Origin of the sequence: Necropsobacter massiliensis (genome assembly GCF_000827595.2) — a bacterium.
GTDB lineage: Bacteria > Pseudomonadota > Gammaproteobacteria > Enterobacterales > Pasteurellaceae > Necropsobacter > Necropsobacter massiliensis.
In genome coordinates this window covers 1-24518 of the sequence record NZ_LN776194.1, presented here as the reverse complement: position 1 = coordinate 24518, position 24518 = coordinate 1, and the positions used below count along the sequence as shown (strand labels likewise).

The following is a 24518-nucleotide window of genomic DNA, read 5'->3' as shown; positions in this document are numbered from 1 at the left end:
TCGCTCTCTTATCGCATCGCACAAAGAGAGCCGTTTAATTATGCGTAAAGCGGATTGATTTTTTCTGCATCAATACCATATTTTTCAATTGCCTGTGCGACCACTTTGTTATCCACTGTGCCTTGTTTGGCAAGCTCGGTTAATGCCGCTACAACGACATAATGTGCATTGACTTCAAAATGTTCGCGTAGGTTCTCACGGCTGTCGGAACGACCGAAACCATCAGTTCCCAGCACGCGGTAACTTTGCGCCGGAATATAAGCCCGCACTTGTTCGGCAAACAGTTTCATATAGTCGGTAGCCGCAACTGCCGGAGCATCGTTCATCACTTGTGCGATATAAGGCACTTTGGCTTCTGCTTGCGGATGCAACAGATTCCAACGTTCGACATCCGCACCTTCGCGCGCCAATTCGGTAAATGACGGTACACTGTACACATCGGAGCTGACGCCGTACTCATCGGCCAGCAATTTCGCCGCTTCACGTACGTGACGTAAGATTGCGCCGGAGCCCAGTAACTGGATTTTACCTTTACCCTGACCGGTCACTGTTTCAAATTTATAGATACCTTTACGAATACCTTCTTCCGCACCTTTCGGCATTGCTGGCTGTTCATATGTTTCGTTTAAGGTGGTGATATAGTAATAGACATCTTCCTGTTCAGGACCGTACATACGACGCACACCGTCTTGCATAATCACCGCCACTTCAAATGCAAATGCCGGATCGTAAGAAATACAGTTCGGGATCGTTAACGCCTGAATATGGCTGTGACCGTCTTCATGCTGTAAGCCTTCTCCATTTAACGTAGTACGTCCGGATGTGCCGCCGATCATGAAGCCGCGCGCCCGCTGGTCGCCCGCCGCCCACATTAAATCGCCTACGCGCTGGAAACCAAACATGGAGTAATAAACGAAAAACGGAATCATCGGCACATCATTGGTCGAATAAGACGTGGCTGCGGCCAACCAAGAGGCTGTTGCTCCCAGCTCATTAATTCCTTCCTGCAATACCTGACCGTCGATAGACTCACGATAATAAGCGACTTGCTCGCGATCCTGCGGGGTATAGTTCTGACCGTGCGGGTTATAAATACCGATTTGACGGAATAATCCTTCCATCCCGAAAGTACGCGCTTCGTCGGCAACAATCGGCACAATGTGTTTACCGATTGATTTATTCTTCAACATGACATTCAATGAACGGACAAATGCCATAGTCGTCGAAATCGGACGCGCCTGTTCTTCAAATAACTGGGCAAAATCCTCTAATGCTGGCACCTCGAAAGTCTGAGTAAAATGTGTTGCGCGAGTCGGTAAATAACCGTTTAAAGCCTGACGGCGTTCATGAAGATATTTGTATTCTTCAGAATCCGGTGCAAAGGTAATATACGGCAGTTTTTCAATGTCTTCATCGGCAACTGCGATATTAAAGCGATCACGCACATGTTTAACGCCGGACATATCCATTTTCTTCACCTGATGCGCGATATTTTTGCCTTCCGCCGCATCCCCCATACCATAACCTTTGATGGTTTTGACTAAAATCGCCACCGGTTTGTCTTTAATCTGTTTGGCTTTATTAAAGGCAGCAAATACTTTCAGCGGATCATGACCACCGCGGTTTAGCGCCCAAATTTCATCATCAGTCATTTCTGCCACTAACGCTTCGGTTTCCGGATAGCGACCGAAGAAATGTTTACGTACATACGCACCGTCTTTAGCTTTGAATGTCTGATAGTCGCCGTCAACCACTTCCATCATCAATTGCAGTAATTTACCTGAAGTATCACGCTGCAATAAGCGATCCCAACGACGTCCCCAAATCACTTTGATGACTTCCCAGCCAGAACCGTTGAACTGACCTTCAAGTTCCTGAATAATTTTACCGTTACCGGTTACCGGACCGTCCAGACGCTGTAAGTTACAGTTGATAACAAACACCAGATTATCCAGCTTTTCACGCGCAGCAAATGCGATTGCACCGCGGGATTCCACTTCGTCCATTTCACCGTCACCTAAGAAAGCGTAAACGGTTTGATCTGCGGTATCTTTCAGTCCGCGATTGTGTAAATATTTTAAGAAACGAGCCTGATAAATGGCATTCAACGGTCCCAATCCCATTGATACGGTCGGGAACTGCCAGAATTCCGGCATTAATCTCGGATGAGGATAAGAAGAAAGACCTTTACCATGAGTTTCCTGACGGAAATTATCCAGTTGCTCTTCAGTCAGGCGTCCTTCGACAAAAGCGCGGGCATAAATTCCCGGTGAAATATGACCTTGGAAGAAAACTAAATCACCGCCGTTTTTCTCACTACGCGCTTTAAAGAAATGATTGAAACACACCTCGTAAATTGTTGCCGAAGACTGGAAAGATGACATGTGACCGCCCAGTTCCAGATTCTTTTTCGACGCTCTTAATACCATCATAATCGCATTCCAGCGGATTGCACCGCGAATACGACGTTCTAAATCCAAATTACCCGGGTAATTCGGTTCCTCCGATGCCGGAATCGTATTGATATAATCGGTTGTCACGCCGCTCGGCAACGAAACTGCATTCGCGCGTGCATGCTGCATTAACTGCTCGATAATAAACTGCGCTCTTTCCACGCCTTCTTCACGAATTACTGAATCGATCGCTAATAACCAATCGTTGGTTTCGATCGGATCTACGTCATTTGCCAAAATATCTGACATAGCCTTTTCCTTATTTGTTAATTTAAAGTTATGTTTAATTTTTCAGTCTAAAATTAAACGCCGGGTAGATAACAAAATGCCTTGAATTTGATTTGCCGGTATTTTACAGTCATCGGCATACATTTACAAATCTTTAACAAATTTAGTAAATCTTATTAAATTTTTTGAAAGAAAGATAGTGCTTTTTTAGCACGAAGGGCTAAAAACCCATCTTTAAACATGAAAGATGAGTTTATTTTGATAAACGATTAAATTTCTGACCGCACTTTTGTCCCAATGCACAATCCGGTGCGAGTGTTTTTTATTATTTTAGCGGCTAATAAAAAAGCCCATTCGGTTTGAATGAGCTTTTTTTACACCTGCCATTTTATTTTTTCAGCACTAATACTACTGATTCACCGGCAACGACTTCACCGGTTTTCTTATCCATATTGCTGATTTCGTCCATATTGGAGATAACCACCGGAGTCAGTACGGATTTCGCTTTTGTTTCCAATAACGCTAAATCGAATTCAATGATGGTATCACCACGTTTTACCGATTGTCCTTCCTGTGCTACACGGGTAAAACCTTCACCTTTCAGTTCAACAGTATCGATACCGAAGTGCACGAACAATTCAACACCTTCTTTCGACTCCATTGAAAACGCATGATTCGTTTCAAAAATTTTGCCAATTACGCCGTCCACCGGAGCAACGATTTTATTACCGGTAGGACGAATCGCAACACCATCACCGACAATTTTTTCTGAAAATACGACATCAGGCACATCTTCGATGTTGACGATCTCGCCGGAAAGCGGCGCATAAATCGTGACATCGATAGCTTTATTGTCTTTTGAACCGAACAGTTTATCGAAAAAGCCCATTTGTAAGTCTCCTACTAGTGAATGTTCGAGCTATTCTAGCGCAAAAATTTCACAATTGGTATCTAGTTTAACGCTTTTTCAGCTAAAAAATCGGCAACCAACGCTTCAATATCCGCGGCGGTCGGCTGCTGCAAAGCTTTATCCGCCAATTCTTTCGCATCCTGATAATTGACGTTACGGATTAATTTCTTAATTCGCGGCACGGAAATCGCACTCATACTGAATTCGTCCAACCCCATACCAAGCAGCAGTAAAGTCGCCTTTTCATCGCCGGCTAACTCACCGCACATACCAGTCCATTTGCCTTCGGCGTGTGAGGCGTCAATCACCTGTTTGATTAAATTCAACACCGACGGCATCATTGGATTGTACAAATGAGAAATTAACTCATTACCACGGTCAACCGCCAACGTGTATTGGGTTAAATCGTTGGTACCGATACTGAAAAAGTCCACTTCTTTCGCCAAGAATTTTGCATTCACCGCTGCAGACGGAGTTTCCACCATAACGCCGACCTGAATATCTTCGTTAAAAGCTTTGCCTTCGTCGCGCAATTCTTGTTTCAAGCTTTCAATTACCGATTTTAATTCGCGAATTTCTTCCACGGAAATGATCATCGGGAACATCACGGCCAAATTACCAAACGCGGACGCTCGTAAAACGGCGCGCAGCTGGGCGTGTAAAATCTCGCGGCGATCCATTGCGATACGGATAGCGCGCCAACCAAGAAACGGATTCATTTCTTTCGGCAGATTCAAATACGGTAATTCTTTATCGCCGCCGATATCCATCGTACGCAACACGACAATACGTCCGTTCATGGCTTCGACCACTTCTTTATAAGCAATAAACTGTTCTTCTTCGCTTGGCAGCTGATCGCGATCCATAAATAAAAACTCAGTGCGGTATAACCCGACACCTTCGGCGCCATTGCGATCCGCACCTTCAACATCACGAATAGTGCCGATATTGGCAACAACATCCACACGACGACCGTCCAATGTCAATGCCGGTAAATCTTTTAATTTCGCCAGTTCCGCTTTTTCTTCCGCCAGCTGTGCCTGCAAGGCTTTAAAACGCTCGACCTGCTCCGATGTCGGATTCACATACACCTGATTATTCACGGCGTCTAAAATTAAATAATCCCCGGTATTCACCAGCTGAGTCACATTATTGGTACCCACAATCGCTGGTAATTCCAAGGAACGCGCCATAATTGAGGTATGCGATGTTCTGCCGCCGATATCGGTAATAAAACCGAGTACCTTATCCAGATTAAGCTGTGCTGTTTCCGACGGCGTCAAATCATAGGCGACCAAAATCGCTTCTTCGCTGATGTCGCCCAAATCAATAATCTTCATACCAAGAATATTTCTGATCAAACGATTACCGATATCACGAATATCACCGGCACGTTCTTTCAAATATTCATCGTCGATTTCCGAGAGCATCGCGACCTGTTGGTCAATCACCTTACTTGCCGCCACGCCAGCATTGACTTTATTGCTACGCAGATAATCAATAATTTCTTCTTCTAATTCTTCATCTTCAAGAATCATCAGGTGACCTTCAAAAATCGCCGCTTTTTCTTCGCCTAATGAGGCGTAAGCGCGGTCTTTAATTGCGGTTAATTGCTCAATGGCAGCGGTTCTGCCCTGATAAAAACGCGCCACTTCCGCTTCAATCTGATCATCTTTAATTTTCTGCGTATCGAGGACAATCTTTTCTTCTTTTAACACCAATGCGTTACCAAAAACAATGCCCGGCGATGCTGGAATACCTGAAATCATATATAACCTTCCGAAATGATAAATTAAACGTTACCCTAAATAGAACAATAGCCATAAAACCCGAGCTTTTATCAATCACGATAAAAACCGCCGTTTTATGGCTAACTTCAAATTACTCTAACGTAGGAATCAACGCGACTAAATGATCAACCGCTTTCTGCTCATCTTCACCTTCGGCAGAAATAGTAATCACGGTACCTTGTGTTAAACCTAAGGTCTGTAATTTAAATAAACTCTTAGCACTTGCACTTTTGCCTGCGGATGTGACGGTAACTTCGGAAGCGAATGCTTTTGCTTCTTTCACAAACTGAGCGGCAGGGCGTGTATGTAAACCATTTGGCGCAGTAATTTCAACATCTTTTGAGTACATAATCGTATCCTCTAAAATTTAGTAAATTCTAAGTATTAAAAGTTAATAACAGATTTAAACCACAAACCTATTAAATTCGGTTTAATATTTATTTTATATTTAAAAATAAATCGTCGCGTAGTATCAGGCTTAGTAACGGAATAATCAAGATTAATAGCAATAAAATTTGAACTAAATCACAAAAAAACAGCAAAATTGTTTATTTTTTACACTGACTTTAACTTTTATTTAACCGTTTCAGCTCGCAGAAAAATGTCTTTGCGATTTGGTTTCCGATAAACCGGCGAGCAGGCGGTGATAATTTTCAAATCTGAGCGGATGAATTTTGCCCTGACGCACCGCTTCCCGCAGCGCACACCCCGGATCATCGCCGTGTTTGCAATCTCTGAATTTACAGGTGCCTAAAAAATATTGAAATTCACGATAGCCTTTGGTGATCTGTTCCCTGTCCAGATGCCATAAACCGAATTCACGGATGCCCGGCGAATCAATCAAAGCTCCGCCTTGCGGCAAATGGTATAAGCGCGATGATGTGGTGGTATGCTGCCCCAAACCGGAAATTTCACTCACCTCGCCGGTGGGAATATCACTTTCTGGTAAAATACGGTTAATCAAACTGGACTTCCCCACTCCCGACTGTCCGACCAGCACGGAAGTTCCGCTGGCTAAAAGTGCGGTCAGTTTTTGCATATTTTCACCGCTTGCCGCCGACAACATCATGGTCTGATAGCCAATATTCCGATAAATATCAAGCTGCGCCTGCGCTTCCTGGCGCTGTATATCGGATAACATATCCGCTTTATTTAATACGATCACAGCAGGAATGCCCGCGCTTTCGCAGATCACCAGATAACGATCGATGATATTTAAAGATAATGCTGGCACCACCGCCGAAACGATAATAATTTGATCGATATTTGCAGCAATAACCTTCAAGCCATCATAATAATCCGGGCGCGCAATGGCATTTTTACGCGGATGCACCGCTTCAATCACCCCGCTTACGCCCTGCAACTGCCGATTGCCTTTGCGCCAAACCACTTTATCGCCCACCACTAAACCGGACAATGTGCGGCGCAAATTACAACGCAACACTTCCCCGCTGTCCGCCTCCACATCCGCATGGACAGAATAACGCGTGACCACAATTCCGGTCTGCGACTCACCTAACATATCGTCCTGCCACTCAATATCTTGGTGCTGCTTGCCCTGATGACGGCGCAAGGTTTTGGTATTATTGGATTGGATACGTCGCTGCTGGTTGCGAGTTAATTTACGTTTGCTCAAAGATAAATCCTTAAAGTGCGGTCGGTTTTCAGTTAGAATAGCAAAAATTTTGTATAGGATATCTTATATTATGCAGCAGGATAAACAAAATCTTATTTGGATTGATCTCGAAATGACAGGGCTGGATCCCGCCAAAGAACGCATTATTGAAATCGCCACCATCGTGACGGACAAAAATCTTAACATTCTGGCGGAAGGTCCGGTACTGGCAATACATCAGCCTGATGAGTTGCTCGCCAAAATGAGCGACTGGTGCGTGAAAACCCACACGGAAAACGGGCTGGTAGAACGGGTGAAAGCAAGTAAACTGAATGAACGTGCGGCGGAATTACAAACTCTTGATTTTCTGAAAAAATGGGTACCGAAAGGCGTATCGCCGATTTGCGGCAACAGCGTGGCACAAGATAAACGCTTTTTATTCAATTACATGCCCGAACTGGCAGATTATTTCCACTACCGCTATCTGGACGTCAGCACACTAAAAGAGCTGGCATCGCGCTGGCAACCAGAAATTCTACAAGGATTTGAAAAGAAAAACACACATCTTGCGCTGGACGATATTCGGGAATCTATCGCCGAACTGGCTTATTATCGTGCTCATTTTATCCGCGCGGTCGATAAATAATTATTCAATTTGGTGAATATTCAGGCGGACGTGAGACTTTTTTTCCGATGGTGCTTGCCAGAGGAAAATTTTTTCGTATAATACGCCCTACATTCAGCACGAATGACCAACAAATTAACGCGGGAATAGCTCAGTTGGTAGAGCACGACCTTGCCAAGGTCGGGGTCGCGAGTTCGAGCCTCGTTTCCCGCTCCAATTTTATCCGGATTAGAAATAATATCCGTCTACGCGGGAATAGCTCAGTTGGTAGAGCACAACCTTGCCAAGGTTGGGGTCGCGAGTTCGAGCCTCGTTTCCCGCTCCAATTTCTTTTTTATTCAGATAACTCTTTTCATTAATAAAAGACTTTTATTGTTTACGCGATAACAATCGCAATGATGCGGACGATTTGTCCGCCGTCCTTAAAGATTAGCCATACGCTGCGGGCGGATCACATTATTTTCATCCACTTGCGCAACGCCTAGAAAAAGATTCTCATCAGAAAATAACCGCACTTGACCATAAAGCGCCTGTCGGTTATCGAATTTTACCCGCTGACCGAATTTTACCGCCCGGCTTTGTTCAGCGCTTAAACACAATTTCGGCAAACGAGCAACGGCACTGTCCGGCGGCAGTAATAAAGCGTCCATTTCAGCCAGCGAAGCAGTTTGTGCGATCTGCTGCAACTGCGCTAAGGTCAGCATATGCTCCGTCGGGTAATCCGCCACCGCCAAACGTCGCAGCATCGTGACATGTGCGCCGCAGCCCAGTGCCTGCCCCAGATCATCAACCAGCGTACGAATATAGGTGCCTTTGGAACAATGCACCTCAAGGGTGAGATAAGGCGCCTGATATTCGATAAAGCGCAGCTCGAAAATCGTAATCGGACGGGCTTCGCGCGCCACGCTAATACCTGCGCGGGCATAGTCGTACAGCGGTTTTCCCTGATATTTTAGGGCAGAAAACATGGTCGGTACTTGCATAATCTCACCGCGAAACGGCTCAAGTGCGGTCAAAATCTGCGACGTTTTTACCTCAACGCTTCGGCGCTGAATAATCTGTCCATCGGCATCGGAGGTATCGGTTCGCTCGCCCAACTTGGCAGTTACCCGATAACGTTTATCCGAATCCAGCAAATACTGCGAAAATTTTGTCGCCTCACCCAAACAAATCGGTAACATTCCTGTCGCCAACGGATCCAGCGCTCCGGTATGCCCGGCTTTATTAGCTTGGAAAAGGCGTTTTACTTTTTGCATGATGTCGTTGGAACTCATTCCCTGTGCTTTATCCAGCAAAAAAATCCCATGCACATCACGCCCTTGTTTACGCGGTTTGCTCATCACTACTCTTCTTTATGTTTTTTCTCATCTTCGCGCACGACATTCGTCACCAAATTCGACATGCGCATGCCTTCCACCAAAGAGCGGTCGTAAATAAAACGCAATTCCGGCACAATGCGCAAGCGCATGGCTTTCGCCAGCAACGAACGAATATAGGGCGCAGCTTTGTGCAGTCCCTGCATTCCGTTTTCGATAGCGCTTTCATCATGATCAAATAAGAATGTAACAAATATTTTCGCATACGCTAAATCGCTGGAAACCTCCACATCGGAGACCGTCACCATACCGATACGCGGATCTTTAACCTCGCGTTGTAAAATCAGCGCAACTTCTTTCTGTAATTCCTGCGCCACGCGGTCACTGCGCTTAAATTCTCTCATTGATACCCTCCTGAATAAGGCAGAGGCGAACAATTGTCCGCCTGAATAAAATAATGCATACCCGAGCGGACTACACCGCCCGGCATGCCATCGGATTAAATCGAACGTTTAACTTCGACCACTTCAAACACTTCGATTTGGTCGCCGACTTTTACGTCATTATAGTTTTTCACTCCGATACCACATTCCATACCGCTGCGCACTTCGGCGACATCGTCTTTAAAGCGACGCAGAGATTCCAGCTCACCTTCAAAAATCACGACGTTATCGCGTAATACACGAATCGGATTATTGCGCTTAACTATGCCTTCAGTCACCATACAGCCGGCAATTGCGCCGAATTTCGGATGACGGAACACATCGCGGACTTCCGCCAGACCAATGATTTCCTGTTTGAATTCAGGCTGTAGCATCCCGCTCATCGCCGCTTTGATTTCGTTTAACAGCTCGTAAATAATGGAATAATAACGCAAATCGATATTTTCATTTTCGATAATACGCCGCGCGGACGCATCGGCACGCACGTTAAAGCCAACAATAATTGCGTTGGACGCCGCCGCTAAAGTGGCATCGGTTTCGGTAATACCGCCGACCCCGGATCCCACCACATTGACTTTAACTTCATCGGTGGACAGTTCCTGTAACGCCTGTACAATGGCTTCAACCGAACCCTGTACGTCGGCTTTCACAATCACGTTCAGCTCTGCGATATCGCCTTCTTCCATATTGCTGAACATATTTTCCAGTTTGGCTTTTTGCTGACGCGCCAGTTTTACATCACGGAATTTGCCCTGACGATACAACGCCACTTCACGGGCTTTCTTCTCGTCACGCACCACAGTGGCTTCGTCGCCGGCTGCCGGCACGCCGGAAAGCCCCAACACTTCCACCGGAATAGACGGTCCGGCGGAATCAATATCTTTGCCGTCTTCATCACGCATTGCGCGTACACGACCATATTCAAAACCGCATAGCACAATATCGCCGCGATGTAATGTTCCCGACTGTACCAAAATAGTGGCTACCGGACCGCGTCCTTTATCCAGATAAGATTCAATTACCACACCGCTGGCCATACCGTCTTTCACGGCGGTCAATTCCAGTACCTCGGACTGTAATAAAATCGCATCAAGCAATTCATCAACGCCGATCCCTTTTTTCGCCGACACATAAACAAACTGTGTATCACCGCCGAATTTTTCCGCGATTACCTCATGTTGCAGCAATTCCTGTTCGACCCGATCCGGATTGGCTTCCGGTTTATCAATCTTGTTGACCGCCACCACAATCGGAACGCCCGCCGCTTTGGCATGCTGAATGGCCTCGATAGTTTGCGGCATCACGCCGTCATCTGCCGCAACAACCAACACCACGATATCCGTCGCTTTTGCGCCACGTGCGCGCATGGAAGTAAACGCCGCGTGTCCCGGCGTATCCAAGAAGGTAATCATCTTGCCGTCTTCGGTTTCGACATGATAAGCACCGATATGCTGAGTAATCCCGCCCGCCTCGCCGGCAGCCACTTTAGCTTTACGGATATAATCAAGCAATGAGGTTTTACCGTGGTCAACGTGTCCCATAATGGTCACAACCGGTGCGCGAGTGACTTTTTCTGCGTTTATATCACGATCTTCCAATACCGCTTCTTCCAGCTCATTTTCTTTGCGCAGAATCACTTTATGACCCATTTCTTCCGCCACCAGTTGTGCAGTTTCCTGATCGATCACTTGGTTAATCGTCACCATTTCGCCCATTTTCATCATCGTTTTGATGATTTCGGTGGCTTTTACCGCCATTTTATTCGCCAACTCGGCAACCGTAATGGTTTCACCAATCACCACGTCACGATTGACCGGTGCGGCAGGTTTGGTAAAGCCCTGTTGCAATGCACTACCTTTTTTGCCCTGTTTACCCTTGCCGCCTTTAGCACCGCGAGAATCTTTCTGATTGCGACGGTTGGACTCACGTTCGGTTTTGGAATTATCATCCTCACGTCCGCCTTTTTTCGCTTTCGCAACTTTATTTTTGCCGCGACCGCGCCCTTCGTTACGCCGTTCTTCCTCATTTTCCGCCTCAAGCGCATAGCTTGATGTCAAATGATAATCAGCATATTCATCCACATTTTCACTGCTGTTTTGTTCCTCTGCGCTTTCCGCATAACGTTTGGCTTCTTCCGCGGCTTTTTTGGCTTGCTCTTCCGCTTTTTGGCGAGCTAACTCTTCCGCCTTACGACGCAGTTCTGCCTCTTCCGCTTTACGTTTTTCTTTCTCCGCATCAAGCGCTTTGTTTTCCGCTTTAAGTGCGGTGATTTTTTCCGCCGTTTTTTTCTCCGCAGCCTGTGCGACTTTCGCCTGCCGTGCTTTTTCTGCTTCGATACGCGCCTTTTCTTCTGCTTCGCGCTGCGCTTTTTCCGCGGCGGCTTTTTTCTCGGCTTCTTCTTTTGCTTTCAAACGTGCCTGTTCTTCCGCTTTTCTCGCCGCTTCGGTTTGCACCATGCGTTTTTTACGCACTTCAACCTGCACTTCTTTGCTGCGTCCGCCGCTGGTCGTGCCGCTAACCGTCGTTTTGGTTCTCCGCTGCAAGCTCAGCTTTTTCGGCGCACCCGATAATTTTATTTCATCTGTCATACTGTCATCACTCCTTATTGTTCGCTGAACCAGCAAATGTTACGCGCCGCCATAATTAAATCCGCCGCCTGCTCTGCGTTCAGATCCTCAATATCCGATAAATCGTCCACCCCTTGCTCGGCCAGTTCCTCTAAGGTGGTAATCTGTTTCGCCGCCAGTTGCAACGCAATTTGACGATTCATGCCTTCCAGATTTAATAATTTATCTTCAATATGCGCCTGTTTCAACGCTTCTTCTTCCGCCAAAGCCGCCGCAGTGAGTGCATCTTTCGCTCTAGTTTGCAGTTCTTCGACCAAATCCTCATCTTCCAGCCCGTCGATTGCAGTCAACTCACTGACCGGTACATAAGCCAGTTCTTCCAGTGTAGAGAATCCTTCTTCAACTAAAATATGGGCGAATTCTTCGTCGATTTCCAACGTATCCATAAACAATTTCAACACTTTATTGTCTTCTGCCTGGTGTTTTGCATTCAACTCGTCGGTCGTCATCACATTCAGCGTCCAGCCGGTCAACTGAGTGGCAAGACGAACATTCTGTCCGTTGCGTCCGATAGCCTGCGCCAGATTCGCCGCATCCACCGCAATATCCATCGCATGCTTGTCTTCGTCCACCACAATAGAACTCACATCCGCCGGCGCCATGGCGTTGATCACGAATTGTGCCGGATTATCATCCCATAATACAATATCCACCCGTTCGCCGCCGAGTTCATTGGTAATCGCCTGTACCCGCGCGCCGCGCATACCGACGCAAGCGCCAACAGGATCAATACGTTTATCGTTACTTTTCACCGCAATTTTTGCACGGGAACCCGGATCACGCGCCGCACCTTTGATTTCGATCAACTCTTCCCCGATTTCCGGCACTTCAATGCGGAATAGTTCGATAATCATTTCCGGTTTCGCCCGAGTAATAAATAATTGCGCGCCTTTGCTTTCAGGATTGACATTATACAGCACCCCGCGCACGCGATCGCCCGGACGGAAATTTTCACGCGGCAGCATATCTTCACGCAAAATAACCGCTTCCGCCTGCTGACCTAAATCTAGAATAATGCTGTCGCGGTTCACTTTTTTCACCGTACCGGTCAGAATTTCGCCTTGATGGGAACGGAACTGTTCAACAATTTTATTGCGTTCCGCCTCACGGATTTTAGTACTGATCACCTGACGCGCAGTCTGCATCGTAATGCGGTCAAAGGCAACGGATTCAATTTGATCTTCCACATAATCGCCAAGTTTCGCATTCGGATCTTCAAACTGCGCCGCTTCCAATGTAATTTCCTTGGTCGGATTATTCACATGCTCGACCACCAACCAACGGCGGAAAGTATCGAATTCGCCGGTTTTGGTGTTAATCACTACGCGAACATCAATTTCCTGCTCGTATTTCTTTTTAGTAGAAAGGGCGATTGCGCTTTCCAACGCTTCAAAAATCTTTTCGCGCGGCAACAGTTTTTCATTCGAGACGGCTTCCGCCGCCAATAAAATTTCTTTACTCATGGTATTATTTTCCCCTGTATAAAATCAGAATTTAGGCATAATGTTGGCTTTCTGAATATTGCCAAATACGAACACTTGTGGCTGCCCTTCAACATTTAAGGTCAGCATATCGTTGTCGATTTTTTCCAGTTTTCCCTGCCATTTGCGACGATCGCCTACCGGAATACGCAGCTGCACGGCAATGTCCTGCCCGATAAAACGCTGATACTGCGCTAAACTAAACAACGGACGATCCAGCCCCGGCGACGAAACCTCCAGATTGTATTTATCTGCAATCGGATCTTCAACATCCAGCACCGCACTGACCTGACGGCTGACATCGGCACAATCGTCCACCGTCACGCCGCCTTCTTTATCAATATACAAACGCACGGTTAGAAAACGTCCGCTGCGCTGACATTCAATTCCCCAAAGCTCACAGCCTAAATCTTCCACTGAACCTTGCAGTAATTCCCGTAATTTTTCTTCTAAAGCTGCCAAAACAACCTCCCGATTAAAATTAAGACATAAAAAAAGGGCGTTCAGCCCAGTCCTACATCTAAATTGCTCGTACAAAAAAACCCCAAATTTGGGGTTCCTTTACTGAACTTGTTGTAAAGTGGTTGCGGGGGCCGGATTTGAACCGACGGCCTTCGGGTTATGAGCCCGACGAGCTACCAAGCTGCTCCACCCCGCGTCCGAAAATATGAGGCGCATTATACGGGGTTTATGCACCAATATCAAGTTTTTATTGCAAAAAACGCGGATTATTGCGCGTATCAATAGCATAATCCGAAAAAACAACAGAAAAAATCACCGCACTTTCTATTGTATTTCCGCCCTATCGGCATTTAGAGTGAGATTTTGTCACTTAAAAACGAATACCGCTGCCGATACCGATGCCCGCCCCAACACCGTTACTGCCCCCGCCAACGCCAAAACCACCGCCTACCAAACAGGCGACAAGCATCACAACAAGCAGCGCAATAATTATTTTTTTCATGTTATTTCCTCTTCATCTTCCAGTTTCTGCATAGTCTCAAACAGCCGATAAATCGCGATTAAATCCATCTTCGCAATTGCTCTAAACGGTCGCAAAACAACATACAGCCAGCGATATTTACGTACGGTTTTGAAGGTGGCTTGTCGGATCGGCGCTTCGCAGTCGGCGAAATAACCTTTTACTACGCTCACAATTCGCTCATCAGACAAACTTGCCGTGCGCCCCAGACTGTGAATAAAAATCAAATTATCACGCACTTTCTGGCGGGTTAATGCAGCGGCGGAATCCGTTTTCACCAATCCTGATTCAAAATCAATGAAACTCACCCGACCGTTATCCCACAGCATATCCCGCAATGCCGGACGCCCGTGTACCAGCCCTTGCCGATGCAATTGCGCCAGCGCACGCGCACCGTCATCCAGCATATGATCTTTCAAGGTTTGTGCAACCTTATCGTCATTCAGCTGCGAGCCGATAGATTTGCCGCCGTCGCGCAGCACAAAAAAATCCGCGCCGCATAGCACAATCTCCGGCACCGGCGCACCTTTTCCGGCAAAATAGCGCAACGCCTCAATTTCCTGCCGAAAGGCTTTGTGCGGATAGGGTTTTAATAGGCGCCAAATGCCTTTCACTCGCTCCGGCTGTTTCAGCCAAAATGCCTCACCGCCATAGTTAAACGGTGTGATTCTCTTTCCATGATATTTCTGTAATAATTGCCGAACATAATGTTCAAACGTCTGTTGTTCAGAATTTAACATATCGCCTATCCATAAAAGTGCGGTCTAAAATTAATACGTTTTTATCTTCGCATCGATAAAATTCGGTTGATTTAACTTATTTTTTGACTTTACCGAGATAATCATAAGGAGTATTTATGTTTTACAAAGTCGCGATTACCGCTATATTGTGCCTCTGCAGCCTGTTTATGCCCGCCGCCCATGCGTTCATTTCCCCCTTTGCCGTCAGCGAAGCGCAAGTCAACGATTATCTTGCGCAACACGCCAATATCAGCGATCAGTTCAGTTTTCCGGGGCTTTTTTCCATGCAATATCAATTACAGGACTTAACCGCCAGAATCGGACAAACGACGGAAAACCGAGTGGAAATCGACGGTAGCATAGACGGCACATTTAAACTGAAAGACAAACAATTTGCCGCCAAGCTCAACCTGACTTTCGATACCACGCCCTACTACGACGCACAAAAAGGCGCAGTGTATCTGAAAGACATACGCATTCTGCGTTGGTCCGGTTCACCGGACAGTTACATGCAGCAATTACAGACGCTGATGCCGTTTCTGAGTACGAATCTCTCCGCTTTAATCAACCATATTCCGATTTATACGCTGGACGACAATAACGCACGCGATGTTCTGATAAAAAAATTTGCCAAGGAAATCCGTGTAGAACCGGGAAAACTGGTACTGGACACAGGAATTTTATAAAACATACCATTGCCCGCCCTCACTGCGGGGGCAATGGCATTAACGGTATTAACGGCTTAAAAACAGTGCCGCAGCCCCGCGCACACCGCTTGAATCACCATAAATCGCTTTTTTAATCACCGGCGCAGAGGCGCCGCGCATTAACTGCCCCGGTAAAATGTTCGGCAACGCCTGATATAAATAGTCAAAATTGGATAAGCCGCCGCCGAACACGATCAGATCAGGATCGAAGACCACCGCTAAATCTCCGATACAAATCGCCATTAATTCCACAAACATATCAACAAATTCAACCGCTTTTTTATCACCGGCATAAAACCGCTCAATAATGGCTTTGGCGGGTAAGGGTTCGCCCTGTAAATCGCGATACAAAAATTCAAAACCGCGACCGGACAAATAGGTGTCCAGACAAGCCTGATTGCCGCAGCCGCAGGTATAAATCGGCGCCTTATCCCAACCGAGTAATTTCAGCGCCTGATAATTTAACGCAATATGCCCTACTTCGCCCGCCATTCCGCTTTGACCGGAATGCGCCTTGCCGTTAACGATTAAACCACCGCCGAAACCGGTACCGATAATAAACCCCATAACGCTTTGATATTGCTGATTTTCTTCCGCCCAAGCTTCGGATAGTGCAAGACAGTTGGCATCATTTTCCGCCCGCACTTCACGTCCGAGGCGTTCGGTTAAATCGGTTAAAATCGGTTTTTTATCGGCAGCGCGGATATTGCTGATTGATGCAATACCGGTTTTCGGATTGACAAATCCCGGAATTCCCAGCCCCACCGAGCCTCGACAGCCGAATTGTTGATCTGCGCGGCGCACCAGATCTTCAATCACATCAAGCCATTGCTGATAATCCTCTTTCGGTGTCGGCACTCGTTCGGCATAGTGTTTCTCCAGTTTTTCGTTAAACACGGCAAGCTCGATTTTCGTTCCGCCGATATCAAAACCATATAGCATGTAAACCTCTTTGATCAATTACAATAAAATAGCGCTTATTCTAACCGCACTTTTAACGGTTTTCTTTGCGAAAGATCGCCTTTTTGGCTAAAAAGGTGAAAAGCACGCAATGCACCAGCCACGCGGTGAGTATTGAAACGAACAAATCAATCGGATAGTGCATGCCCAAACGTAACCGGCTAACCAGCATAAGCAGCGCCCAAACCGCAATCACGCCGGTTAACAGCCGCATTTTGACGCGTTGTCCGCCCAACAGCCGACCGAACCCCACTGCCAGCATCAACCAAGCCGCGGCAAACAAGGTATGTCCGGAAGGGAAGGAATAACCGGTTTCATGCACGCGATGGCGTACCAACCAGTCCGGCGTCTGCGGTTTATCTGCATAATACAGGGAGACAATTTGCTCGCGCTGGGTGCGCGTCTGATCGTAAAAATACTCGGTGGAAATATCGGCTTGCTCCGCCAGCGCGGTAACAAAAGGACGCGGTTCGGCAAACAGCAGTTTTAGCCCACTTTTCATTCCCTGTGTGAGAACGATGGAACAGGCCATAATCACAATCACCCAAACGGCTTGTTTCTTATTCGGAATCAGCCAAAAATACAACCCGGCGAATACCGCACAGGTGATCATCGCATAAGGCGAACTACCGCTTTCCGTCAGCCAATACAGTGCGTGATCAAAGCCACTAAGCGCACCATCTCCCTGCCACTGCCAGCCGGTCGCCCAAACAAAAAAAGGTACAATAAGCAATAATAAGGTATATAATGACAGCCGTTTTAACATTTTAGTAACCATCTCGGATTGTAAAAAGAACGTATTCTAACACCATTACAAAGAAAAAAGGATAAGGATTTAATTATGTCAAAAATTCAGCGTGTGACTGAAGCCAACCTGCCAACCGAATTTGGACTTTTCCGTATTGTCGGCTTTGAATTTCCGGATACTAAAAAAGAGCATGTAGCGCTTGTGATGGGCGATATCAGCGATCCGAATGTGCCGGTGTTAGCCCGTATTCATTCGGAATGTTTAACCGGTGATGCGCTACACAGTTTAAAATGCGACTGCGGCTTTCAGCTTGCCACCGCATTACGCCAGATCAGCGAAGAAGGACGCGGCGTGCTGATTTATCACCGCGAAGAAGGACGCGGTATCGGATTAATTAATAAAATCCGCGCCTATTCTCTGCAGGATCAGGGCATGGACACCATTGAAGCCAATCTGGCGCTAGGTTTTGCCGCTGATGAGCGCAATTTTGCCGTCTGCGCCGATATTTTCGAACTGCTCGGGGTTAAACAAGTGCGTCTGCTCACCAATAACCCGAACAAAATCGACACCATGAAAAAAGCGGGTATCAATGTTGTGGAACGTGTGCCGTTGAACGTCGGAGAAAACCGCTACAATACGGAATATCTGGATACTAAAGCGAAAAAAATGGGGCATTTTATTGTCCATAACAATCAAAAGCATTTGATGAACTGCCCGCACTGTCAGGAAGAAATTCCACAAAAATGACCGCACTTTGGGACATTTCGCTGGCATCTCACACTGCGCTTACCAGCTGAAATACCGAATAAAATCGCTGTGTTCGGTTGAAAAAACGCATAAAATACACGGCATAATTGCACCCGAACAAAAATCTTGTTAAAGTGCGGTAAAATTTTGTGCCGAATGATGATTAGGAAAAACACATGAGCCAAGAATATTTAGATTTTGAATTACCGATTGCCGAACTGGAAGCCAAAATCGAATCCCTCCGTTCCGTTACGCAGCAAGACGACAAAATCAATCTTGATGACGAAATCGCCCGTCTACAAAAGAAAAGTGCGGAGCTAACACAGAAAACCTTCGCCAATCTGGATGCGTGGCAGGTCTCGCGCATGGCGCGACATCCGAACCGCCCGCATACACTAGATTATATCAAACATATTTTTACCGAATTTGAAGAACTTGCCGGTGATCGCGCCTTTGCCGACGATAAAGCGATTGTCGGCGGTCTCGCTCGTCTGGACGGCAGAGCGGTGATGGTGATCGGGCATCAGAAAGGGCGCAGCGTAAAAGAAAAAGTTATGCGTAATTTCGGCATGCCGGCACCGGAAGGCTATCGTAAAGCGTTGCGTTTAATGCAAATGGCAGAGCGTTTCCATTTGCCGATCATCACGTTTATTGACACGCCGGGGGCATATCCGGGTGTCGGTGCGGAAGAACGCGGTCAGTCAGAAGCTATCGCCCGCAACCTGCGTGAAATGTCAACCTTGAAAGTGCCGGTTATCTGTACCGTGATCGGCGAGGGCGGCTCCGGCGGCGCATTAGCAATCGGCGTGGGCGATAAAGTCAATATGCTGCAATACAGCACCTATTCGGTGATTTCACCGGAAGGCTGTGCGTCTATATTATGGAAAAGTGCGGAAAAAGCCTCCACCGCCGCGGAAGTTATGGGATTAACCGCACCGCGCCTAAAACAACTGAAACTGATCGACAATATCGTGCCGGAACCGCTCGGTGGCGCACATCGCAATTATGACGAAATTGCGCAAAATCTAAAACAACGTCTATTAACCGATCTGGCAGACCTTGATGTCTTAGATCAGGAAACCTTGCTGGATCGCCGCTACCAACGTTTAATGGGTTATGGCTACTGCTAAGTCGCATAGAATTCCAAAGGGGACGGTGGTCCGTCCCTATTTTCTGTCAATTACCCGGAAATAATCAATATCATGAAAAATATTCTTTCAATTCAATCTCATGTTGTATACGGCTATGCCGGTAATAAATCGGCAACTTTTCCGATGCAATTACTCGGTGTCGATGTGTGGGCGTTGAATACGGTGCAGTTTTCCAATCATACGCAATACGGCAAATGGACCGGCATGGTCGTGCCGAAAGAGCAAATCGGCGAAATCGTAGCCGGTATCGACGCTATCGGCGAACTGCATCACTGTGATGCCGTCGTCTCCGGCTATATCGGTTCTGCCGAACAGGTAGAAGAAATTATTAATGCGCTGCATAAAATAAGAGAAAAAAATCCGCGCGTTCTGTATCTTTGCGACCCGGTCATGGGTCATCCGGATAAAGGCTGCATTGTTGCCGACGGCGTAAAAGAAGGGCTGATTAATCTTGCCATGGCACAAGCGGACATTATGACCCCGAATCTGGTGGAATTGCGCGAGCTCAGCGGGCTGACGGTAGAGAATTTTGATCAAGCAATTGAAGCGGTTAAAGCGATTTTGCGTAAAGGTCCGAAAAAAGTGTTGGTCAAACATTTAAGTAAAGTAGGACAAAATCCGCAGCAGTTTGAAATGTTACTGGCGAATCAAGACGGCATTTGGCATATTGCCCGCCCGTTGCATCCGTTCGACAAAGAGCCGGTTGGCGTAGGCGATTTAACCGCCGGTTTGTTTATCGCCAACCTGCTGAACGGCAAATCCGACGTCGATGCTTTTGAGCACACCGCAAACGCAGTAAACGACGTAATGGCAATCACGCATCAACATGGTTCTTATGAACTGCAAATCATTGCGGCACGTGATCAAATCGTTACACCACGCAGTAACTATCGCGCGGTAAAAATCGCCTAATTCACACAATCTGTCGGCGCATTTGCGCCGTCAGAATTTTTTGGATTCTCACCATGCTGTTTGAACAATTCTGCCGCCAGATTAGCGATTATGCGCCCTCGCAGACCGAATTTCTGCTCGGCTTCAGCGGCGGGTTGGACTCCTCTGCCCTGCTTGGTTTATTCGCCGAACTACGAAAAAAACAACCGCACTTCATGCTGCGCGCCATCCATATTCATCACGGCTTAAGCCGCAACGCGGATCAATGGGCGCAACATTGTCAAAATCTCTGTCAGCAGCTGGAAATACCTCTGATTATTGAGAAAGTCAGGGTTGATACGCGCGCAGGCATTGAAGCCGGCGCCAGAGATGCGCGTTACAGCGCGATCAAAAAGCACCTGCACGAAAACGAAATCCTAGTCACCGCTCATCATCAACAAGATCAAACGGAAACCTTTTTTCTCGCGCTCAAACGCGGCAGCGGTCTGCAAGGGTTGAGCGCTATGGCAGTAAAAAGTGCGGTCAATAATCTGCCGATTTTTCGCCCGCTGCTGCCTTTCAGCCGCGCACAACTGGAAGATTACGTGCGTGCGCTCAAACTGCCGTGGATTGAAGACGAAAGCAACGCCGATAACCATTACGAGCGTAACTTTTTGCGTCATCAAATCCTGCCCCGATTACGCCGTCGCTGGCCGCATTTTGACCACGCGGTACAGCGTTCCGCCCGGCATTGTTTCGAGCAGCAGCAATTAATCGACGAGCTTATCAACCGGGATTTTCAGCAATATTATGCAAAATCCGACCGCACTTTTGATATTAGTGGGTTTGCACAGTTTTCCGTCCTGCGCCAAAAAGCCTTGCTGCGCCGCTGGCTGGCGGCACTTAACCTAGCGATGCCCTCCGTAGTACAACTGGAGCAATTGATTACTGATGTAATTAGCGCCCGCGCCGATCGCAACCCGCAGTTTCACTGGCAAAATCAGGTAATCCGGCGCTATCGAAACCGGCTTTATCTCACAGAAAATTTTGCCGATTTGAGCAAAATTCGCCTTGATATTCAACCTAATCAAACAATCGCCCTGCCCGATAATCTGGGAACATTGCGGCTGCACGAAACCCAAGAGGGTTTACTGGCGCAATGGCAGCATTACCACCAACCACTGCCGACCACCGATTTGCCGATCCAAATCCGCTTTGCTTATTCTGGCGCGGTACGCAATAAAAACGGTGTGAATCAGGATATCAAAAAATTATGGCAACAAGCCGAAGTGCCCGTCTGGCAACGCCGCCGGATTCCACTGATTTTCTACGGCGAACAGTTTAAAAGTGCGGTGGGTTTTTTTGTTGATTCTGCATAATCCAGACAGCAAAACGCCCGCACCTTTATAGCAATCATGCAGTAAACGGAAACACACGGGCAACAAAAAGGGCGCTAAATTGCGCCCGCTAAGTTATCTATCGATTATTTGCCGATAACCTCAAGCCCGCCCATATACGGACGCAATACTTCCGGAACGGTAATGCTGCCGTCGGCATTCTGATAGTTTTCCAAAACAGCGACCAAGGTACGACCAACCGCCAGCCCGGAGCCGTTTAAGGTGTGTACCAAACGGGTTTTCTTCTCGCCTTTGGCGCGGCAACGGGCCTGCATACGGCGAGCCTGAAAATCCCACATGTTAGAACAAGAAGAAATTTCACGATAAGTATTCTGTGCCGGCACCCAGACTTCTAAATCATAGGTTTTCGCCGAACCGAACCCCATATCACCGGTACACAGCAACACTTTACGATACGGCAACTGCAACAATTGCAGAACTTTTTCCGCATGAGCGGTTAATTCTTCCAGCGCTGCCATGGATTTTTCCGGCGCAACAATCTGCACCATTTCCACTTTGTCGAACTGGTGCATACGAATTAAACCGCGGGTATCACGCCCATAAGAACCTGCCTCGGAACGGAAACAAGGCGTATGTGCGGTCATTTTGAGCGGTAAATCTGCCTCATCCAAAATTTCATCACGCACCAAATTGGTGACCGGCACTTCAGCTGTCGGAATTAAAGCATAAGGTTGCTCACCTTCCAGCGGTTTGGTGTGGAACAAATCTTCGCCGAATTTCGGCAGCTGCCCGGTGCCGTATAGCGTATCGTGGTTCACCAAATAAGGCACATAGGTTTCCCGATAGCCGTGCTGCTCGGTGTGTAGATCCAGCATAAACTGCGCCAATGCGCGGTGCATTTTAGCGATTTGTCCTTGCATTACCGCAAAGCGCGCACCGCTGAGTTTGGCACCGGCGGCAAAATCCAGCCCGCGGAGCTGCTCGCCCAAGGTGACATGATCTTTGACTTCAAAATCAAAGGTTCTCGGCTCGCCCCAGCGTGAAATTTCTTTATTTTCGCTGTCATCTTTACCCAACGGCACTTCGTCCGCCGGAATATTCGGGATCGCAATCGCAATATTATAGAGCTCCGCCTGTACATCATCGAGTTGCGCTTTCGCCATGCTCAATTCGATGCCCATGTGCTCCACTTCTTCCAGCAACGGCGCAATATCTTCCCCGCGCGCTTTAGCTGCGCCGATAACTTTGGAACGCGCATTGCGTTCTGCCTGTAAGGTTTCCGTTTTAACTTGCAATGTTTTACGCTGTTCTTCCAAGCGGCTGATACTTTCCACGTCTAAATCAAAACCGCGTCTGAGCTTTAATTTTTCTGCCACTTCTGCAAGATTATTGCGCAATAAATTCGGATCGATCATAGTGTTACCCTAACCTGTTAATTTGAAATATGTGTTACTCTGATACTCGGCTATTCTAGATCGGATTCACAAAATAAACCAGTTATCCGCGTGATTTATAACGAATAGTCGTGCTTTGTTTATCCAGTTCGCGCAAGCGGGCTAATTTCTCGCTAATCTGAATTTCCATGCCGCGCTGGGTCGGGAAATAATATTGAGTATTTTGCAGCTCCGGCGGAAAATAGTTCTCTCCCGCCGCATAAGCGTTCGGCTCGTCATGCGCATAACGATATTCCGCACCGTACCCCAATTCCTTCATTAAATGAGTCGGTGCGTTGCGCAAATGCGCCGGCACGTCGTAATCCGGACTTTCCGCCGCCTGTTTTTTCGCGGCATTAAAGGCGCTATAAACCGCGTTGCTTTTCGGTGCGACGGCAAGATATACGATAGCCTGTGCGATGGCGCGTTCGCCCTCCGCCGCACCGACGCGAGTAAAACAATCCCAAGCCGCCAACGCCACTTGCATCGCTCGCGGATCCGCATTGCCCACATCTTCGGAGGCTATCGCCAGCAGACGACGCGCCACATACAAGGGATCACCGCCGGCGGTAATAATCCGCGCATACCAATATAAGGCGGCATCCGGCGCGGAACCGCGGACGGATTTATGCAGTGCGGAAATCAGATCATAAAAGCGATCACCCTGCTTATCAAAACGCGCCTGCCGTTCACCCAACACTTCTGCCAACAAAGTGCGGTTCAATATTTTGCCGTTTTCACTTTCTTGCGCCATATCCGCCATTAATTCAAGACAGTTCAGCGCCAGACGGGCATCGCCGTTAACATATTCAGCCAGCATATGCATCAGATTCTCTTGTAAAATCAACCGCTCTTTCCCCAGCCCGCGGACTTCGTCGGTTAACGCCTGCTCTAATACCTGTTCGATCTCCGCTGTGCTTAACGGTTTTAAAATATACACCCGCGCCCGTGACAGCAACGCATTATTCAACTCAAAAGAAGGATTTTCGGTGGTCGCCCCGATAAAAATGACCGTGCCGTCTTCAATATGCGGTAGAAACGCATCCTGCTGGCTTTTATTAAAGCGATGCACTTCATCCACAAACAGTATGGTGCGCCGATCCGACAGGCGGTTTTGTTTTGCCCGTTCGATCGCCTCACGAATCTCTTTAATGCCACCAGTAACCGCTGAAATTCGTTCAACCTCCGCATTGATATGGCGGGCGATAATCTCTGCCAGCGTAGTTTTTCCCGTCCCCGGCGGCCCCCAGAAAATCATTGAATGAACATGACCCGCCTCAATGGCTCTGCGCAGCGGTTTGCCCGGCGCAACCAAATGCGCCTGCCCGCAATAC

Annotated in this window: 22 protein-coding genes and 3 tRNA genes; 8 read left to right on the top strand and 17 right to left on the bottom strand. The window is 47.4% G+C overall.

Going from position 1 to position 24518, the window contains the following annotated elements; genetic code table 11:
* Positions 1–38: 38 nt before the first annotated feature.
* From aceE to rsgA, 5 genes are all read right to left on the bottom strand, one after another.
* Complete coding sequence (gene aceE / locus BN3349_RS11230) at positions 39–2702, bottom strand: pyruvate dehydrogenase (acetyl-transferring), homodimeric type (protein WP_040977474.1); 2664 nt, start codon at positions 2700–2702, stop codon at positions 39–41.
* Between the two features lie 367 nt (positions 2703–3069).
* Positions 3070–3570: a PTS glucose transporter subunit IIA gene (gene crr / locus BN3349_RS11225; RefSeq protein ID WP_040977473.1), complete on the bottom strand. Its 501-nt coding sequence runs from the start codon at positions 3568–3570 to the stop codon at positions 3070–3072.
* A 62-nt stretch (positions 3571–3632) separates the two neighbouring features.
* Positions 3633–5360, bottom strand: coding sequence for a phosphoenolpyruvate-protein phosphotransferase PtsI (gene ptsI, locus BN3349_RS11220; protein WP_040977472.1), 1728 nt, complete (start codon positions 5358–5360; stop codon positions 3633–3635).
* Between the two features lie 112 nt (positions 5361–5472).
* Positions 5473–5730 (bottom strand): phosphocarrier protein Hpr, encoded by a 258-nt coding sequence (ptsH, locus tag BN3349_RS11215; RefSeq protein ID WP_040977471.1) that lies wholly within the window; start codon positions 5728–5730, stop codon positions 5473–5475.
* Between the two features lie 237 nt (positions 5731–5967).
* Positions 5968–7017, bottom strand: coding sequence for a small ribosomal subunit biogenesis GTPase RsgA (gene rsgA, locus BN3349_RS11210; RefSeq protein ID WP_040977470.1), 1050 nt, complete (start codon positions 7015–7017; stop codon positions 5968–5970).
* A gap of 70 nt (positions 7018–7087) precedes the next feature.
* Here rsgA and orn point away from each other — a divergent pair, with 70 nt between their 5' ends.
* From orn to BN3349_RS11195, 3 genes are all read left to right on the top strand, one after another.
* Positions 7088–7642 carry an oligoribonuclease gene (gene orn, locus BN3349_RS11205; protein WP_040977469.1) on the top strand — a complete coding sequence of 185 codons (555 nt, stop codon included), beginning with the start codon at positions 7088–7090 and terminating at the stop codon, positions 7640–7642.
* Between the two features lie 119 nt (positions 7643–7761).
* Positions 7762–7837, top strand: a tRNA-Gly gene (locus BN3349_RS11200).
* A 33-nt stretch (positions 7838–7870) separates the two neighbouring features.
* A tRNA-Gly gene (locus BN3349_RS11195) sits at positions 7871–7946 on the top strand.
* Positions 7947–8043: 97 nt separating this feature from the next.
* Here the strand turns inward: BN3349_RS11195 and truB are convergent.
* The 8 genes from truB to BN3349_RS11160 form a co-directional block, all read right to left on the bottom strand.
* Positions 8044–8961, bottom strand: coding sequence for a tRNA pseudouridine(55) synthase TruB (gene truB, locus BN3349_RS11190; RefSeq protein WP_040977468.1), 918 nt, complete (start codon positions 8959–8961; stop codon positions 8044–8046).
* Between the two features lie 2 nt (positions 8962–8963).
* Positions 8964–9341, bottom strand: coding sequence for a 30S ribosome-binding factor RbfA (rbfA, locus tag BN3349_RS11185; RefSeq protein ID WP_040977467.1), 378 nt, complete (start codon positions 9339–9341; stop codon positions 8964–8966).
* Positions 9342–9436: 95 nt separating this feature from the next.
* Positions 9437–11968 (bottom strand): translation initiation factor IF-2, encoded by a 2532-nt coding sequence (gene infB, locus BN3349_RS11180; protein ID WP_040977466.1) that lies wholly within the window; start codon positions 11966–11968, stop codon positions 9437–9439.
* A gap of 14 nt (positions 11969–11982) precedes the next feature.
* Positions 11983–13470: a transcription termination factor NusA gene (gene nusA / locus BN3349_RS11175; RefSeq protein ID WP_040977465.1), complete on the bottom strand. Its 1488-nt coding sequence runs from the start codon at positions 13468–13470 to the stop codon at positions 11983–11985.
* Between the two features lie 24 nt (positions 13471–13494).
* Positions 13495–13950, bottom strand: a complete 456-nt coding sequence (gene rimP, locus BN3349_RS11170) for a ribosome maturation factor RimP (protein WP_040977464.1) — start codon at positions 13948–13950, stop codon at positions 13495–13497.
* A gap of 119 nt (positions 13951–14069) precedes the next feature.
* A tRNA-Met gene (locus BN3349_RS11165) sits at positions 14070–14146 on the bottom strand.
* A gap of 174 nt (positions 14147–14320) precedes the next feature.
* The gene (locus BN3349_RS12295; protein ID WP_281256027.1) at positions 14321–14452 is read right to left on the bottom strand and encodes a hypothetical protein; all 132 of its coding nucleotides are present in this window, start codon (positions 14450–14452) and stop codon (positions 14321–14323) included.
* Positions 14449–15210 (bottom strand): BUD32 family EKC/KEOPS complex subunit, encoded by a 762-nt coding sequence (locus BN3349_RS11160; protein ID WP_040977463.1) that lies wholly within the window; start codon positions 15208–15210, stop codon positions 14449–14451. The genes BN3349_RS12295 and BN3349_RS11160 overlap by 4 nt, the downstream gene beginning before the upstream one ends.
* A 116-nt stretch (positions 15211–15326) precedes the next feature.
* Between BN3349_RS11160 and BN3349_RS11155 the strand changes: the two genes are divergently transcribed.
* Entirely contained in the window at positions 15327–15896 is a 570-nt protein-coding gene (locus BN3349_RS11155) for a YceB family lipoprotein (RefSeq protein WP_040977462.1), read from the top strand.
* 48 nt (positions 15897–15944) lie between these two features.
* Here the strand turns inward: BN3349_RS11155 and nagK are convergent, their stop codons facing one another.
* Both nagK and BN3349_RS11145 read right to left on the bottom strand, forming a co-directional pair.
* Complete coding sequence (gene nagK, locus BN3349_RS11150) at positions 15945–16859, bottom strand: N-acetylglucosamine kinase (RefSeq protein ID WP_040977461.1); 915 nt, start codon at positions 16857–16859, stop codon at positions 15945–15947.
* Positions 16860–16911: 52 nt separating this feature from the next.
* Positions 16912–17643: a phosphatase PAP2 family protein gene (locus BN3349_RS11145; protein WP_040977460.1), complete on the bottom strand. Its 732-nt coding sequence runs from the start codon at positions 17641–17643 to the stop codon at positions 16912–16914.
* Between the two features lie 75 nt (positions 17644–17718).
* Here BN3349_RS11145 and ribA point away from each other — a divergent pair, with 75 nt between their 5' ends.
* The 4 genes from ribA (at position 17719) to tilS (ending at position 21772) form a co-directional block, all read left to right on the top strand.
* Complete coding sequence (gene ribA, locus BN3349_RS11140) at positions 17719–18372, top strand: GTP cyclohydrolase II (RefSeq protein ID WP_032109855.1); 654 nt, start codon at positions 17719–17721, stop codon at positions 18370–18372.
* Between the two features lie 176 nt (positions 18373–18548).
* Positions 18549–19502, top strand: a complete 954-nt coding sequence (gene accA, locus BN3349_RS11135; RefSeq protein WP_032109854.1) for an acetyl-CoA carboxylase carboxyl transferase subunit alpha — start codon at positions 18549–18551, stop codon at positions 19500–19502.
* Positions 19503–19574: 72 nt separating this feature from the next.
* The gene (gene pdxY / locus BN3349_RS11130) at positions 19575–20435 is read left to right on the top strand and encodes a pyridoxal kinase PdxY (protein WP_040977459.1); all 861 of its coding nucleotides are present in this window, start codon (positions 19575–19577) and stop codon (positions 20433–20435) included.
* A gap of 53 nt (positions 20436–20488) precedes the next feature.
* The gene (gene tilS, locus BN3349_RS11125) at positions 20489–21772 is read left to right on the top strand and encodes a tRNA lysidine(34) synthetase TilS (protein ID WP_040977458.1); all 1284 of its coding nucleotides are present in this window, start codon (positions 20489–20491) and stop codon (positions 21770–21772) included.
* 104 nt (positions 21773–21876) lie between these two features.
* Here the strand turns inward: tilS and serS are convergent, their stop codons facing one another.
* Positions 21877–23166: a serine--tRNA ligase gene (gene serS, locus BN3349_RS11120; RefSeq protein ID WP_040977457.1), complete on the bottom strand. Its 1290-nt coding sequence runs from the start codon at positions 23164–23166 to the stop codon at positions 21877–21879.
* Between the two features lie 82 nt (positions 23167–23248).
* Positions 23249–24518, bottom strand: a 1270-nt coding sequence (locus BN3349_RS11115) for a replication-associated recombination protein A (protein ID WP_040977456.1), incomplete at its 5' end; no start/stop codon positions are given.